The following is a 14,777-nucleotide window of genomic DNA, read 5'->3' as shown; positions in this document are numbered from 1 at the left end:
GATATGCTGATGAATGCAAATATAGACGCCAATGAAAATACGAAAGTAAAGGCAAATATGGATGACCCAATAGATTCGGATCAGATCATGAATCCTTTTGAGGCTGTGCAGCTGCCGCGAGTGATTAATGCTGCAGGCAAAATGACTTACCTGGGCAGTTCAGCTGTGCGGTCTGAGGTAGCCTCTGTCATGTCTGCAGCTTCACAAAGCTATGTCGATATGGCGGCATTGAAGCAGGCCATCCAGCTTCGCGTGGCAGAGCTTACGGGTGCTGAAGCGGCTTGCATTACATCTTGCGCAGCCGCAGGGATTATCGTTTCCATAGCGGCTGTCCTGACAGGAACGGATTTGGACAAAGTCGAAGCATTACCGGAAATCAAGGGCGGCAAGCATGAAGTCATTTTGCAAAAGGGCCATGCCGTAAGCTTTGGGGCGAATCTGACCCAAATGATTCGGATGACTGGAGCGACTGCCAAAGAAATCGGTACCGTTAATGGTGTAAAGCCGTATCATTTGGAAGGTGCAATTACGGAAGCGACAGCAGCCATTGTCTATGTGGTCTCGCACCATGCTGTTTCCAATGAGATGTTAAGCTTGCCGGAGGTAGTGGCCATTGCCAGCAAGCATCATATTCCGGTGATCGTGGACGCGGCTGCTGAGGTTGATTTAAAGCTGTATTTGGCGCAAGGTGCTGCTTTGGCCGTATACAGTGGGCATAAGGCGATAGGAGGACCTACCTCAGGTCTTATTATAGGACGCCAGGATCTGATTGCCGCCTGCCAGCTTCAGGAAAAAGGCTACGCACGGGCGATGAAAATCGGCAAGGAAAATATTATGGGCTTTTACACCGCCTTGACCTATTATTTAAAGGAAGATCCCCAGGAAATGGCGGACCGATTAAAGGAAATCGTGGAGAAACTGCAAGCGGATATTAGGGGCTGTGGATTGACAGGAATCAGTACCAAGATGGCCTGGGATGCAACACGACCGATACCGCGGTTGCAGCTGATCGTGGAACAGAATGCGGCGATGTCAGCGAAACAACTGATCGGCCGATTGGAGCAGAACAATCCCTCGATACGCACGAGAAACCATTCCGCGGATGCAGGAATGATACAATTTGATCCGCGTGAGTTAAAAATAGAAGAAACCCGAATTATCGCACAAGTCATACAGCGAATTTGGGAAGGATAACCAAGGAATCTATGAGGAGTTGAATGACCATAATGAATTCATTGATGCAGCAAGCAATAGGCGGAAAGGTTCTACTAAATATTCAGACACGTTCAGTCGAAGCATCCGTACAAGCAACCGAGCTGCTCGGACGCGCCGTTATTGTCGGTGTCATGGCCAAAGACTATCCAAGGCTGGAGGATGGCGTTCATTATATTGAAGCCTTGCATCAGCACCATGTGCAAGTTTCTGCGGGATTAGGAGACGGCAGTGCCGATCAATGGGAGCATGCACTGCAGCTCGCGCTCCAAACCCATCCGCTGCATCTGAATCAAATTTTCCCAGCGGCGGCTTTATCTCACTATGCTTTACGTTCCAAGGATGCGCAAACGATAGTGAACGCCATGGTAAGGCCTACAGGTCAGCCTGGTATCGTTGATATCGGCACAGGCCCGCTTAGCCAACGAATAGGGCGAGGGCACGCAGCTATTGAGAACGTGTTAGCTATAATGAAGGAAATGGGTGTGCAGTCCATTAAATTTTTCCCGATAGAAGGAAACACCAAATTGGATGAAGTGCGCGCCGTGGCTGAAGCTGTCGCCAGAGAAGGTATGATGATCGAGCCAACAGGTGGCATTACGCCAGACAATGTCGCGGAGATCGTACAGGTATGTCTGGATGCGGGTGTTTCTTACATTATGCCGCATTTGTACGGTTCATTGAAAAATCCCGAAACAGGCGATCTCGATATCCAGAAGCTGACGGCAGCCTATCACCGTGTTCTTGCCTTGTTTGGGGAATAATTCGATGAAGGCCGAGGGACAATCGATCCTTGCCATTGATATCGGTTCTTCGTCTGTTAAAGCTGCCTGTATTGGAACTGACGGCAGTATCGTAGTGAGCTGTAAAGTTGCTCTGCCAAGCATTGTAAATGGTGATCGAGTAGAGATTGGAGCGCAGCCATTATGGAAGGCTTTCGTTGATTCGGTAGGTTTGCTGCGCCAGAACGGACATGATTTGAGTGGATGTATAGGGATGGGCATCACCACACAAATGGCAGGACTGGTCCTGCTTGATCGTGAAGGACAGCCGCTGCGCGACTTTATTCTCGGGGTCGATCAGAGGGGAGCTGACTACGTTCTGGAGCTTAGCCTGAGATTGCAGGGTACCGACATTTATGCGAAGACAGGCTGCCCTTTATCCGGGATTTATCCTTCCACGAAGCTGCTATGCTTGCAGGCTGAGGAACCGCACATCTTGACGAAGGCACATTATATAGGCGGTATCAAAGAATATTTGTTATGGAGATTGACAGGCAATTGGATGACCGACCCGGCATCCGCATCCACTACACAGCTGTACGATCAGCAGCAGCAGGCTTGGTGGCCGGATATGCTGTCGGCTGTTGGCCTAGTCCTTGAACAATTACCGCAAGTATGTGATCCCGTTCGCTCAGCCGGAGCACTCTTGCAGGAGGCGATGCACGAGTTGGGATTATCGGCTGTGATTCCCATCGTCGTAGGGACAGGAGACGGACCGGCGGCCAATTTGTCCAGTGGTTCTGTCACTGGGCAGCAGCTGTGCATATCGCTTGGCACCACGGCTGTAACACGTTTTTGGGCGAAGGGTACGGAGTCATACACCGGGGAAGACCATTATTTCCGGCAGCATTTTGGCTGGGATATGTATTTGCAGGGGATTCGGCTTGAAGGGGCGGGACAACGTATTTCAGAGCTGCTGCCCATCCATTCACTACCGGATAGCAAGACTGGTGATCCTACCCAACCATCAGACCATGCCCTGCAGCTGCAGGAGGTGCTGGATAGCATCCTGTTTACCTTGTATGCCTTGATGGAACCGCTCGTCGCTCAAGGACGATTTGAAGAAATTCGTCCAATTGGCGGGGGGGTGCTGAGCGCAACCTGGATGCAGGATATTGCAGATTTATTCCAGCTTCCGGTCCTGTTAACGGCAGGAGGCGACAGCACATTGGGCGCAGCCATGATCGTCATCAAGCATATAAAGGCTGAGGTCGATTGGAAAGATATTTCGGATCGGCTGGTAAGGGTTGTCCACAGGATTGAACCGTGCAGCCAGGCGAGCGAAGCTATCCATCGGCGATATGAAAGCCACAATCAAATGATGAAAGGAGGAAGGCGCGATCCATTCCGTCCTTAAAACGGTTTCAGGGTATTCATGCCGCCATACGATGAAGAAGAAACTGCTGGAAGTGAAAGAATTGGTTACCGATTTTACATCAGACCGGGGAACCTTTCATGTTGTGGATCGTATTTCGTTTGATATTGATTATGGTGAGACGGTAGGTTTGGTTGGAGAGTCCGGTAGCGGCAAAAGTATTACCTCTTTATCCATTCTCGGATTGATCAAGACACCGGGCCGTATTGCTGGCGGTTCGATTCTGTTCCAGGGTGAAGAATTGATTGGCAAGACGGCGAAGGAGATGGGCTCTGTCAGAGGACAGGAAATGTCGATGATCTTTCAGGAGCCGATGACCTCTCTGAATCCGGTGCTGACAGTGGGCGAGCAGATTGCGGAGACGGTTCGTCAGCATAAGGGGATGTCACGCAAGGAAGCTATGCAGCATGCCGTCGGCATGCTGGAGAAGGTAGGCATCCCGATGCCGGAAACGCGAGTGAAGCAATATCCCCATCAGCTGTCCGGGGGGATGCGACAGCGAGTCATGATCGCGATTGCTTTATCCTGCAGCCCCAAGCTGCTCATTGCCGATGAGCCGACGACAGCTCTTGATGTGACCATCCAGGCACAAATTCTCGAGCTTATGAAAACATTAAACCGGGATGAAGGTACCGGAATCCTGATGGTCACGCATGATCTTGGCGTTGTTGCCGAAGTATGCGAGAAAGTGATTGTCATGTATGCGGGTCAGGTTGTGGAGCAGGGGCCGTCGCAGGAAATATTTACGAATCCGCTGCATCCCTACACAGAGCTATTGTTGAAATCGATTCCTCAAATAGGCGGTACCCGTGAAAAGTTGTATTCCATTCCAGGCCATGTTCCTTCTCCTCACGCCATGCCTGACGGCTGCAGATTTCATGCGCGCTGTCCCTATGCATTCGATCGCTGCTCCAGAGAAGAGCCGGTACTTCTAGATCAAGGCTCAGGCAGACGCGTCAGCTGCTGGAAGTATGATGAGCTTGCTGATCCTGCACGTGTACAAGGTGAACAAGCGGATCAATTGGAACAATCTCAATGAGCGAAACCTCTTCAAGGTGGTGAACCTAATGGAAAAAACGTTACTTCGCGTGGAAAACCTGACCAAATATTTTCCAGTGAAGCGCAAAATGTTTCAGAAGCCCGCTAACCCGGTTAAAGCGGTGAATGGATTAACCTTCGATATTATCGACGGAGAGACGCTTGCGCTTGTAGGTGAATCAGGATGCGGTAAGAGCACAACCGGTCGAACATTACTGCGGCTTCTGGAGCCCACTGCAGGCAAAGTGACCTTTCAGGAGCAGGATATATTCTCGCTCTCCAAAGCGCAAATGCGGCATATTCGCCAGCATATGCAAATTATTTTTCAGGATCCCTTTGGCTCGCTGAATCCGCGTCTGAAGATCAAGGATATTATTGCAGAACCGCTCATTGCTCATCAGATCGGAGATAGCCGCCAGAGGCTGCTTCGGGTGAAAGAGCTGATGGAAGTAGTTGGCCTGAATGAGGATCAGATTGATCGCTATCCGCATGAATTTTCAGGAGGACAACGACAGCGTATCAGCATTGCCCGTGCCTTGGCTTTGAATCCCAAGCTGATCGTATGCGATGAGGCTGTATCCGCTTTGGACGTATCCATCCAGTCCCAGGTATTGAACCTGCTGCAGGACCTGCAGGTGCGATTCGGGTTAACCTATTTGTTCATATCGCATAATTTAAGCGTCGTCCATCATATTGCTGACAGAGTGGGTGTCATGTACCTCGGTAAGTTGGTCGAATTGGGTCCGGTGGACGGTATATACAAACAGCCGGCTCATCCTTATACCGAATCACTTTTATCAGCGATACCGGAAGTTAACCCACAGAAACAGCGGACCCGTATCCTGCTCAAAGGGGATGTACCCAGTCCGGCCAATCCACCCTCAGGCTGTCAATTTCATACTCGTTGTCCCTATGTGCAGCCATTGTGCAGCTCTGTTGAACCGGAATTTAAGGAGATCGCTGCGGGCCGCTTTACCGCCTGTCATTATCCCCTGAATCATTAAATAGCTGTGATCAACAACAGTCGGTCCTATCGCAATCAAAGTGCGAGCAAGGACCGACTGTTTGGTATGTTCCGAGCTTATGCAATTTGTTGAACAAGACGGCCTGATCATGTAAAGTGAACAAGAAGGAACAACATTCGGTTGGTGAGGAGGGGTGGCATGTCGGATAATCCTATATTGCAGGCACTCCGCCTCAATTATTTATACGCTGAGAAGTTTAATTTTCCGAAGGAATGGAAATATTATGAATCCGAAATTCCTTATTCCATGATTCGATTTATCCACAAGGGCAACGCCACCTTCATAATAGATGAAAATACGTATCATCTGGAGGAAGATGATATTATTTATATTCCCCAAGGAAGCACGCTTGCTTGCGAAGCGACAACGGATGACTTTTCTTTTATGAGTATTCGGTTTACCGCTGCTTTTCCCTTGATCAATAGTGAAGTATGGTCTGAAATTTTTGGAGTGGATACTAAAATTCGGTGTGATGATCCTCAGATGAAATATTATTTTAACTGCATCATCCGAGAGAAGGATTCGGCTAAAAAAGGCAAAAATTTTATGTTAAGAGGTTATCTGGAGTTAATCGTAGGTTATCTGATTAATAGCTCCGAAGCCTTCGAGACGAGATCCAGTAAACCGAGAACGATCAAGTTGGACAATAAAAATGATAGCCGTGTAGAAAACATTGTGTCGTACATGCTGAATAACTATCAGACGAATATGAGCATCGAAGAGATGAGCAGGATGGTTAACCTCAGCTCCTCGTCGCTGCGAAGATTATTTAAACAGCATACCGGCAAGGCGCCCAGTGAGTTTTTGACTGAATTAAAAATGGTCGTTGCTGCTAAACGCATTTTGGAAACGGATGCGCGTATATCGGATATCGCTTATCAGGTCGGGATCGAGGATCCTAATTATTTTTCAAGGATGTTCAAAAAACATTATGGGGTCACACCCTTTGCTTACAGGCAGTTAGCAAGAGATTAGCTTTCGACCTACCAACCTCCTCGTCTGCAGCAAGGCTTGATTGAACTATCATATGATGGAAGCCTGGATAGTCTGGATGTATCGGACTGTCTTTTTGTTATGTGCTGCTGTTCCTTTACATGTATAGATGAGTTGAAAATTTTCTTGGTTTAATCGATTTGTGCTATTTATTGTCGGTTTATTATATTCAAGTGCAGATGCTTTTAAGATATTGTTAATGGTGTAACAACGATGAATAGATAGGGATGCTGCTAGTTAATCCCAAAATAGTTAGCGCATACATGCGCAGTGGATTTTATTTCCTGAATAGCACTTTTTGATTACGAATGACGTAAGGTTTATTCATTTCAATCATGTGAGAGGGGTCAAGAACAATGAAAAGAAAATGGACATTGGTTGTGCTTGCTTCAACGATCTTAGCAGCTGGTTGCAGTAATACTGCAGAGGAGCCAAAGGCTGCTCCGGCGAACACCGGGGAGCTCAAGGGTGAAATTGTTTTGTGGCATTCCTTTACACAAGGAGCAAGAAACGATTCAATCAAACAGGCAGCAGATGCATTTATGAAAAAAAATCCTGGGGTCACGATCAAGATAGAAACCTTTGCCTGGTCTGAATTTTATACCAAATGGACAACAGGATTACAGGCAGGGCAAGTTCCTGACGTAAGCACGGCTTTGCCGAATCATGTTGTTGAAATGATGGATGCTCAGGCGATTATTCCGCTTGATGATGTGATCGATACAATCGGCAGAAAACGTTTCTATGATGCTCCTTTGAAAGAGGGCAGCGTAAACGGTAAAAATTACTCCATTCCTTTATACTCACACGCTCAAGTCATGTGGTATCGGAAGGATTTGCTGCAAAAGGCGAATGTACAAGTTCCCAAAACCTGGGCTGAGCTTGCGGATGCAGCCAAGAAAGTGAATAATCAGCCCGACCTGTATGGTTTGTCGGTTCCTATGGGTACGGGTGATATGATGGCGACCCGATTCTTGAACTTCTATGTGCGTTCAGCCGGTGAGACACTCATTACGAAGGATGGCAGCGCTAATCTGACCAGTAAAGCTGCTATCGACGGGATTAAATACTGGATAGATCTGTACAAAGCGGTTTCACCAAAGGGTTCGGTCAATTTCAAGGTGCTGGATCAGTCGACCCTATTCTACCAAGGGAAAACCGCATTCGATTTCAACAGCGGGTTTCATATCGGCGGCGTTGAAACGAACTCTCCTGCTTTGCTGGATCAAATCGAAGCGGCGCCTATTCCCAAAATCAATGCCAATGATCCTGATCAAGGGATCGAAACGTCCAATATTCCTCTTGTCGTATGGAAAAATAGCAAGCATCCTGAAATTGCAAAAGCATTTGTAGAAAGCCTGTATGAAAAAGAATCGTATATTAAATTCCTGCACTCCGTACCTGCAGGTATGCTGCCAGCCATGAAGGATATTGCTGAGGACCCGGCGTTTCTGGATAATCCGACGATCAAGAAATTCAGCAATGCTGTTAAAGTCGTGAGTCAGGCCGTGGATAAAGGCACAGCGATAGGGATGGAATATAAACCGACGCTGCAATCAGGCATTATCACAAGTCAAAGCGTGATCGAGAAAATGTTCCAAAACATTGTGCTTAAGGACGAGCCGGTGGAAGAAGCTGCGAAAAAGGCTGAGAAAGAATTAAATACGCTGTTTAAGGCAGCCAAATAGATTTACTTAGGGGGGCCTCCCCCTTCTACTAATCTGACAGGAGGGGAGTGTAGCGGATGAATAGTAATAAGATGAAACGGATTAACACAACAGGCCTGCTATTTATTTTGCCTGCTGTACTAATTGTCATCCTTTTGTTAGTATATCCTATATTTTCAAGCATCTATTTCAGCTTTACGTCCAAACACCTCATCAGAGCGAACTACGCCTGGGTAGGTCTGGATAACTTTACGTTTGTTCTGACCAATCCTGACTTTTATAGAGCTTTCGTCAACTCTATTAGATGGACGGTTTACTCCATAGCAGGGCAGCTGCTGGTTGGCTTCGCCAGTGCTTTGGCACTGAACCGAATTCCCAGATTCTCCGGCCTGTTTCGAACGCTGCTGATTATTCCATGGGCATTTCCAGCTATCGTTATCGCCTTTGCCTGGAAGTGGATTTTTAATGATGTGTATGGATTTGTACCGAACTTATTAACGACGCTTGGCGTTACAGCGAGCAATATTAACTTTTTTGCCGATCCGAATTTTGTATTTACTGCGGTCGTTGTCATTAATATATGGTTTGGTTATCCCTTATTTATGGTCAATATCTTATCGGCGCTTAAAACCATTCCGAGTGAACAATACGAAGCAGCTGTTATGGATGGAGCCACCTCATGGCAGTCATTCTGGTCCATTACCGTTCGTCATATCCGTGGAGTCATCGGGCTTCTGCTGGTGCTCAGAACGATCTGGATTTTCAACAATTTCGATCTTCTCTACTTATTGACAGGTGGAGGTCCATCGGATTTAACGGCCACGCTGCCGATATTTGCTTATAAAGCAGGCTGGGGCTTGAAGCAGCTTGGGGTCGCGTCCGCCATCACTATTATTTTGTTGGTGTTCTTGCTCGCCGTATGCTTGCTGTATTTCAGGTTCTTGAACAAATGGGAGAGGGAGGATCGCTAATGAATACCGTAGGTAGAAGCAAGCTTACGATTTCCTTGTTGTATGGTTTTCTCTCACTATTGGCAGTTGCGTCGGTTTTTCCTTTGCTATGGATCATTTTGTCTTCATTTAAGACATCAGGCGAAATGGCCAGTCATCCGTTAGCCTTTCTTCCCAAAGCCTTTTCGTTCGATTATTATAGTAGAGTTTTAAATAATTTGCATTTTACGACCAACATTCTGAACAGCTTGCTCGTTTCCTTATCGGCAACTTTGGTCACAATTGTAGTATCTGCATTTGCCGCGTATGGAATTGTCCGGTTTTTCCCTGGGGCCGGGAAGAAAATGACGAAGCTCCTGATTACGACCTACATGTTCCCGCCTATTTTGCTGGCAGTTCCGTATTCCATCCTGATCATCAAAATGGGCTTGGCGAATACTTGGACAGGACTTGTCATTACGTATTTATCCTTCTCGATTCCGTACGCAATATGGATGCTGACCGGCTTTTTCCAGACAGTTCCTGTCGAGATTGAAGAAGCAGCGAAGGTGGATGGAGCGGGGCAAATGAGGACGTTTGTGCAAATTGTCCTGCCGGTTGTGGCACCGGGTGTCGTAGCAACTGCTATTTATACGTTTATTAATACGTGGAATGAATTTTTATTTGCACTTCTCTTAATTAATAGCTCTGCCAAAATGCCGATTTCAGTCGCGCTTTATTCGTTAACAGGTTCAGAAATCCTCGATTGGGGAGAAATGATGGCAGCTTCGGTCATTGTTATAGTACCTTCCATTGTGTTCTTCATGCTGATCCAAAAGAAGATCGCCGGCGGATTATCGGATGGGTCCGTCAAATAACGGGTCAAATCAACAGTTAAATCTATATTTAGATAAAGAAACTAACATAGGATTTTGGAAGGAGATTTACAAATGAATACAGTGAATTATGCAGTTGTGGGAACAGGTTATTTTGGTGCGGGTTTGGCGAGAATTATCGATAAATTGGAAGGAGCGCGAGTCGTAGCTGTCTATGATCCTGAGCATGCAGAAGCAGTAGCCCGGGAATTACATTGTGATATGGAGCCCAATATCGAATCGTTATGCAGCAGAGCGGATGTGCATGCGGTACTCGTAGCGTCTCCGAACGGTTATCATAAACACCCTGTATTGTGCGCGGCCGCTCATGGAAAGCATGTATTTTGTGAAAAGCCGATTGCCTTGTCCTATGAGGATTGTAATGAAATGATCAGAAAAACGAAGGATAACGGACTTGTTTTCATGGCGGGACATGTGATGAACTTTATGAATGGGGTCCGCACCGCTAAACGATTAATCAATGAGGGTGCAATTGGAGATATCTTATTTTGTCATGCAGAACGCAATGGCTGGGAGGAAGCTCAGGCAGCTGTCAGCTGGAAAAAGAAAAGAGAGATATCGGGCGGGCATTTGTATCACCATATCCATGAGCTGGATTTTATTCAATTCTTAATGGGCCCCGCGGAAAAGGTATGTATGACGGGGGGCAATGTGGCCCACCAAGGGGAACAATTCGGCGATGAGGATGACATGCTGTTCATTTCATTGGAATTTGCCAATAATCGATATGCGACCCTGCAGTATGGTTCAGCTTTCCGATGGAGCGATCATTTTGTCAAAATTCAAGGGAGTCTGGGCGCGATTCTGATCGATATGCAGGATGTGAAGGTCGTATTGAAAACACCTCAGGGTGATGAACAGTTCCTGCTTCACGAGTCACGAGAGGTGGATGAGGATCGCACGCGGATTTATAAAGGTCTGGAAATAGACGGAGCGATTATGTATGGTAAACCGAGTGCGATACCACCGTTATGGCTGCAAGGCATTATGCAGAAAGAAATGGCGTATTTCCACGGTATTATGCAGGGAGCTGAGGTCGAGGAGGAATTCAAACCTTTACTGGATGGGACGGCGGCCAGAGCTGCGATTGCAACAGCCGATGCGCTTACGCTATCGCTTAAGGAAGACAGGAAGGTACATGTGAAAGAGATTACAGAATCAAAGGCAACAGCCCAATCCTAAGCAAGGCAGATACGACAACAGGTAAAGACCCTCTGATCTCCAGTTTGAAGCTGCTGATCGAGGGTCCTTACCTGTTATCACTTGTTCATTTATGGGGAGACGTTGTTGGCTGGCATTCTAACCGTTATGGTCGTCCCTGTACCTATATGGCTCTGCACCTCAATGCCGTAGGACTCTCCGTAATAAAATTGAATCCGGTCATGTACATTTTTAATGCCAATGTGCTCTTGATCCAGAGTGTCTGAAGGCTGACTCAGCCGATGCTGCAAGGCTAACAAGGTATCCTCGTCCATGCCTACCCCATTGTCTTTTATGCTAATTATAAGCTCGTCGCCTGTCTTTGCAGCTGACACTTCGAGCAGTCCCTGTCCGGTGATTCGTTCCAATCCGTGGATAAAAGCATTTTCAATCAGCGGCTGCAATGAAAAGTGGATGACCGATATCGATTCTGTGCCAGGAGCCATGCTTTCCCTGTATGCAATCTTATCTCCAAAACGCATCTGTTGTACCTTCACGTACAGCCGGGTATGCTCCAGCTCTTCAATCAAGGGAACGGTTTCTTTGCCCGATTGGGTATGAATCCGAAATAACAGACCCAGCACGCTCACCATTTCACTTATATCCCGCTGTCCGTTGATAACGGCTTTCATCTGGATCGATTCCAATGCATTGGCGAGGAAATGGGGATTGATCTGGCTTTTGAGCGCTCCGTACTGTGCTATTTTTTGCTGGGCTTTGGCCATGGAGGATCTTTCGATATAGCTTTGCAAATCCTCGACCATCTTACGTATCCCCTGATACAACACGCCAAATTCATCCTGCCGGTCGCTGCTCAGATTGACATCAAACCTGCCCATCCCAAGTAATTTGATTTGTCTGCTTAATAAGATGATCGGCTTCGTTACACGCGTCGACAAAATAAACATAAACAATACGGCAGTTCCCAGCGAACAGAGGGCCAAGGCCAAAATAATTTTACCGAGCAGCTCGGCCTGTTTGGTCATCTCCTTTTCATCCATATATTGAATGACCTTCCAGCCTGAATAAGGCGAGGTTACAAAATTAATGTAGGAATCCCGCCCGGCTATGGGGGAGTAAAAGCTTCCTGTTTCGCTATTCAAAACCGTTTGCAGCGCGAGATTGCTGATCGCATTCGGCTTGTCTGAACCCGGTTGATCATTGTCTGATGAGTAGATGATGCCGCCATGATTATCGACAATCACAAAATTCCGCTTGCTGTTCTCGGACAGCTTGAGGATCTCGCGCAGCGAATCCAGACGGATATCGACCAGAATGACGCCAAGCTGCTGCTTGCTCCCGATTTTATTAATGACCCGGGCGATAGAGATAACGGGCTCATGCGGGTTAATGCGATGAAACGGTGGATGCGTGCCAAACAGAACCACACCTCCTTTGTTGGCAACCGTTTGTTTGTACCAATCCTCATTGGTAAATTCGTTGACATCATAGTCAGACCGATTGAAGTTAGCGGAGTAAAATACACGGTCACCTGCGTAAATCTGCACACTGTCGACATTTTTGATAATCATTTCAATGGAGCTGATAAAATTTTCAATGACTTTTTGGTATTTGATCTTTTGATCCTCGGCTTCCTTTGCCTGATATTGGGACCAATTTTCCAGCGCATGCTGCAGCTGATCCTCGGTCTGGGCATTCAGCGTACCTTTTTCTATACTTTGCAAATACTGATCAATATTGAATGACAAATTATTCAGAATGAGTATGGAGCTGGCCTGATACTCATTTTTGACAGCCTGAAACGAGTAGACATAAATAATGCCTGAAATCACCATGAGCGGTATCGTAATTGTGACAATAATCAGTACGAATATTTGGGTATTGACATGCCTCATCCGAACCCTGTCGGAAAAGTGCCTCCAAAGATGGTTCACGGCTTCACGACCTTACCTGTTTTCTATACTCGGTGGGCGTCATCTGGGTGACAGCTCTAAATGTCTTTACAAAATGCTTGTAGCTTTTATAACCACACATCTGACATACATCGGTGATCAGGTAATGAGGCTGCATCAGACATTCCTGTGCATAATGAATTCTGATTTCCGTTACAAAGGTCATGTAATTCTTTTTAAGCTTCGTTTTGAAAAGTCTGCTTAAATAAGAGGGATTATAAAAAAAGCGATCAGCGACCATTTGCAGTGTAATATCCTGATCGATGTGCTGCTTGATATAGATTTCAATCTGATCGAAAATAAGACTCTCCTGCTGGACTGCAGGCAACGATTGCTGCTGATAAACGGAACTGAGACGAATCATCCAGTCAGCAAGCCAATCAAATAGCGCCTCGCTGGTCTGGAAGTCATCCACACAAGCAAGCGATAGCAGCTTGTCACTATACACGCCTTCGATTTGAATGCCATTGCTGTATGCAAAACGCAAAGTAACCGTTATCAATTCCTGAAGAAAGGCAAGCCAAGGCTCTGTTGGATATTCGGAACGACCTGTACTCATTTCCTGACTCAAACGTCTCATCAGCAGCTTGATTTGTATGTCGTCACCAAGCTCCAGGCAGCTCAACATCTGACTTTTGTCCTTCTCGTTAAAAGGCAGTGCCGAGTCCCTGGAATATGGAAAAGCATGCTCAGCAGGGGAAAGCTGGAGCAGATGACGACCCGCTTGGAAATAACGCCGTACCAAAGCTTTTTCTGCGAGTCGCAGGGACATCCCAACCTTCGCCAGCTCCGCTGTCATGGGACCCATTGCCATAAATACGGAGGCATTGCCCTGCATGCTTACTTGCTTGAGCAGCGTGTCCAAGGTTTCCTCATCCCAAGACGTGAAATCAGAGTGATCCTGAGCTTCAATGATGATGACCGCATACAATTTTGACTTGGAGATATAAGTAAGTGGTTGACGTATATTTTTTGATGTGAACATGATGTTGACTAGTTCCGTAATCAATTGATCGGCTTCGGGGCTGGGCCAGCGGTTTGTAATGGAATAGGACAGACTTGATGGATGGGGCACACGGGCTGCAACAAAGGTTAGATAACAGCAGGCTGTGCCTTTAAATCCGTATAGCTGATGGAGGGATTCCTCTGTCAGAGCGGGCTCTTCCTCCTCCAGTACATACTTGATGAGCTGATTGCGCTTGAGCTGGCTGCTTTCTGCCGCTTCAAGCTGCAGAGCAAGACGAGCCTGAGCCTCCTGACGCTTGTTATCGAGGTTTTGTATGCACTCGCGGATGGTCGCCAAGCTTTCCTCATACTGCAATGGCTTCAGTAAAAAAGCATGTACACCGCCTAAGCGAATCGCTTGTTGGGCATACTTGAAATCGTTATATCCCGTTAAAATGACAAATACAGTATTCGGAAGCTCAGCACGCAGCTGTCCAATCATCTCAAGTCCGTCCATCTCTGGCATGCGGATATCCGTGATGACCAGATCCGGCCGTTCTCTGAGTCCAGTAAGCAGTCCCTGCTTACCGTTATCTGCTTCTACAATCGACTTGATACCCAGCTCCGCCCAATCGAAATATTGTTTTAATCCGGCCCGTATCAGGGGTTCGTCTTCGACTACCATCAATGTATACATGATATCCCCCCATAAATTGTGACAGCGTTATCGCGGATTTGTTAAGAGATAACCGTATTATACTAGATTCGAACCATTCGTCACAGGAATAATAGGTAGAAAACT

12 protein-coding genes are annotated in these 14,777 nt (G+C 46.8%); 10 read left to right on the top strand and 2 right to left on the bottom strand.

Features of this window, described 5'->3' with window-relative positions; genetic code table 11:
* The first annotated feature begins 9 nt into the window (after positions 1–9).
* The 10 genes from NST47_RS28330 to NST47_RS28285 all read left to right on the top strand — a co-directional run bounded on the left by NST47_RS28330 (position 10) and on the right by NST47_RS28285 (position 11,099).
* A complete protein-coding gene (locus NST47_RS28330) occupies positions 10–1,194 on the top strand; it encodes an aminotransferase class V-fold PLP-dependent enzyme (protein ID WP_341158117.1) in 1,185 nt (394 codons plus the stop codon).
* A gap of 32 nt (positions 1,195–1,226) precedes the next feature.
* The gene (locus NST47_RS28325) at positions 1,227–1,976 is read left to right on the top strand and encodes a KDGP aldolase (RefSeq protein WP_341158116.1); all 750 of its coding nucleotides are present in this window, start codon (positions 1,227–1,229) and stop codon (positions 1,974–1,976) included.
* Positions 1,966–3,351: a xylulokinase gene (locus NST47_RS28320; protein ID WP_341158115.1), complete on the top strand. Its 1,386-nt coding sequence runs from the start codon at positions 1,966–1,968 to the stop codon at positions 3,349–3,351. Before NST47_RS28325 ends, NST47_RS28320 begins: the two co-directional genes overlap by 11 nt.
* A gap of 31 nt (positions 3,352–3,382) precedes the next feature.
* Positions 3,383–4,408, top strand: a complete 1,026-nt coding sequence (locus NST47_RS28315; RefSeq protein ID WP_341158114.1) for an ABC transporter ATP-binding protein — start codon at positions 3,383–3,385, stop codon at positions 4,406–4,408.
* Between the two features lie 28 nt (positions 4,409–4,436).
* Positions 4,437–5,411, top strand: coding sequence for an ABC transporter ATP-binding protein (locus NST47_RS28310; protein WP_341158113.1), 975 nt, complete (start codon positions 4,437–4,439; stop codon positions 5,409–5,411).
* A gap of 159 nt (positions 5,412–5,570) precedes the next feature.
* Complete coding sequence (locus tag NST47_RS28305; protein ID WP_341158112.1) at positions 5,571–6,407, top strand: AraC family transcriptional regulator; 837 nt, start codon at positions 5,571–5,573, stop codon at positions 6,405–6,407.
* A gap of 374 nt (positions 6,408–6,781) precedes the next feature.
* Positions 6,782–8,113: an ABC transporter substrate-binding protein gene (locus tag NST47_RS28300; protein WP_341158111.1), complete on the top strand. Its 1,332-nt coding sequence runs from the start codon at positions 6,782–6,784 to the stop codon at positions 8,111–8,113.
* Positions 8,114–8,169: 56 nt separating this feature from the next.
* Positions 8,170–9,063: a carbohydrate ABC transporter permease gene (locus tag NST47_RS28295; protein WP_341158110.1), complete on the top strand. Its 894-nt coding sequence runs from the start codon at positions 8,170–8,172 to the stop codon at positions 9,061–9,063.
* A complete protein-coding gene (locus tag NST47_RS28290; protein ID WP_341158109.1) occupies positions 9,063–9,899 on the top strand; it encodes a carbohydrate ABC transporter permease in 837 nt (278 codons plus the stop codon). The genes NST47_RS28295 and NST47_RS28290 overlap by 1 nt, the downstream gene beginning before the upstream one ends.
* A gap of 72 nt (positions 9,900–9,971) precedes the next feature.
* Positions 9,972–11,099 carry a Gfo/Idh/MocA family protein gene (locus NST47_RS28285; protein ID WP_341158108.1) on the top strand — a complete coding sequence of 376 codons (1,128 nt, stop codon included), beginning with the start codon at positions 9,972–9,974 and terminating at the stop codon, positions 11,097–11,099.
* A gap of 89 nt (positions 11,100–11,188) precedes the next feature.
* On the opposite strand, the gene NST47_RS28280 is transcribed toward NST47_RS28285, so the two are convergent.
* Positions 11,189–12,973, bottom strand: a complete 1,785-nt coding sequence (locus NST47_RS28280) for a cache domain-containing sensor histidine kinase (protein WP_341158107.1) — start codon at positions 12,971–12,973, stop codon at positions 11,189–11,191.
* A 43-nt stretch (positions 12,974–13,016) separates the two neighbouring features.
* Positions 13,017–14,672, bottom strand: a complete 1,656-nt coding sequence (locus tag NST47_RS28275) for a response regulator (RefSeq protein ID WP_341158106.1) — start codon at positions 14,670–14,672, stop codon at positions 13,017–13,019.
* Between the last annotated feature and the right edge of the window lie 105 nt (positions 14,673–14,777).

The sequence above is a fragment of the Paenibacillus sp. FSL H8-0034 genome (assembly GCF_038000305.1).
Classification (GTDB): domain Bacteria; phylum Bacillota; class Bacilli; order Paenibacillales; family NBRC-103111; genus Paenibacillus_S.
Note: the sequence above shows the minus strand (reverse complement) of the source record. Positions and strands in the feature narration are given on the sequence as shown.

Coding starts and splice junctions, on each gene's coding strand:
- NST47_RS28330 (WP_341158117.1), top strand. CDS start 10: ATGAATGCAAATATAGACGCCAATGAAAATACGAAAGTAAAGGCAAAT.
- NST47_RS28325 (WP_341158116.1), top strand. CDS start 1,227: ATGAATTCATTGATGCAGCAAGCAATAGGCGGAAAGGTTCTACTAAAT.
- NST47_RS28315 (WP_341158114.1), top strand. CDS start 3,383: ATGAAGAAGAAACTGCTGGAAGTGAAAGAATTGGTTACCGATTTTACA.
- NST47_RS28310 (WP_341158113.1), top strand. CDS start 4,437: ATGGAAAAAACGTTACTTCGCGTGGAAAACCTGACCAAATATTTTCCA.
- NST47_RS28305 (WP_341158112.1), top strand. CDS start 5,571: ATGTCGGATAATCCTATATTGCAGGCACTCCGCCTCAATTATTTATAC.
- NST47_RS28300 (WP_341158111.1), top strand. CDS start 6,782: ATGAAAAGAAAATGGACATTGGTTGTGCTTGCTTCAACGATCTTAGCA.
- NST47_RS28295 (WP_341158110.1), top strand. CDS start 8,170: ATGAATAGTAATAAGATGAAACGGATTAACACAACAGGCCTGCTATTT.
- NST47_RS28290 (WP_341158109.1), top strand. CDS start 9,063: ATGAATACCGTAGGTAGAAGCAAGCTTACGATTTCCTTGTTGTATGGT.
- NST47_RS28285 (WP_341158108.1), top strand. CDS start 9,972: ATGAATACAGTGAATTATGCAGTTGTGGGAACAGGTTATTTTGGTGCG.
- NST47_RS28280 (WP_341158107.1), bottom strand. CDS start 12,973: ATGAGGCATGTCAATACCCAAATATTCGTACTGATTATTGTCACAATT.
- NST47_RS28275 (WP_341158106.1), bottom strand. CDS start 14,672: ATGTATACATTGATGGTAGTCGAAGACGAACCCCTGATACGGGCCGGA.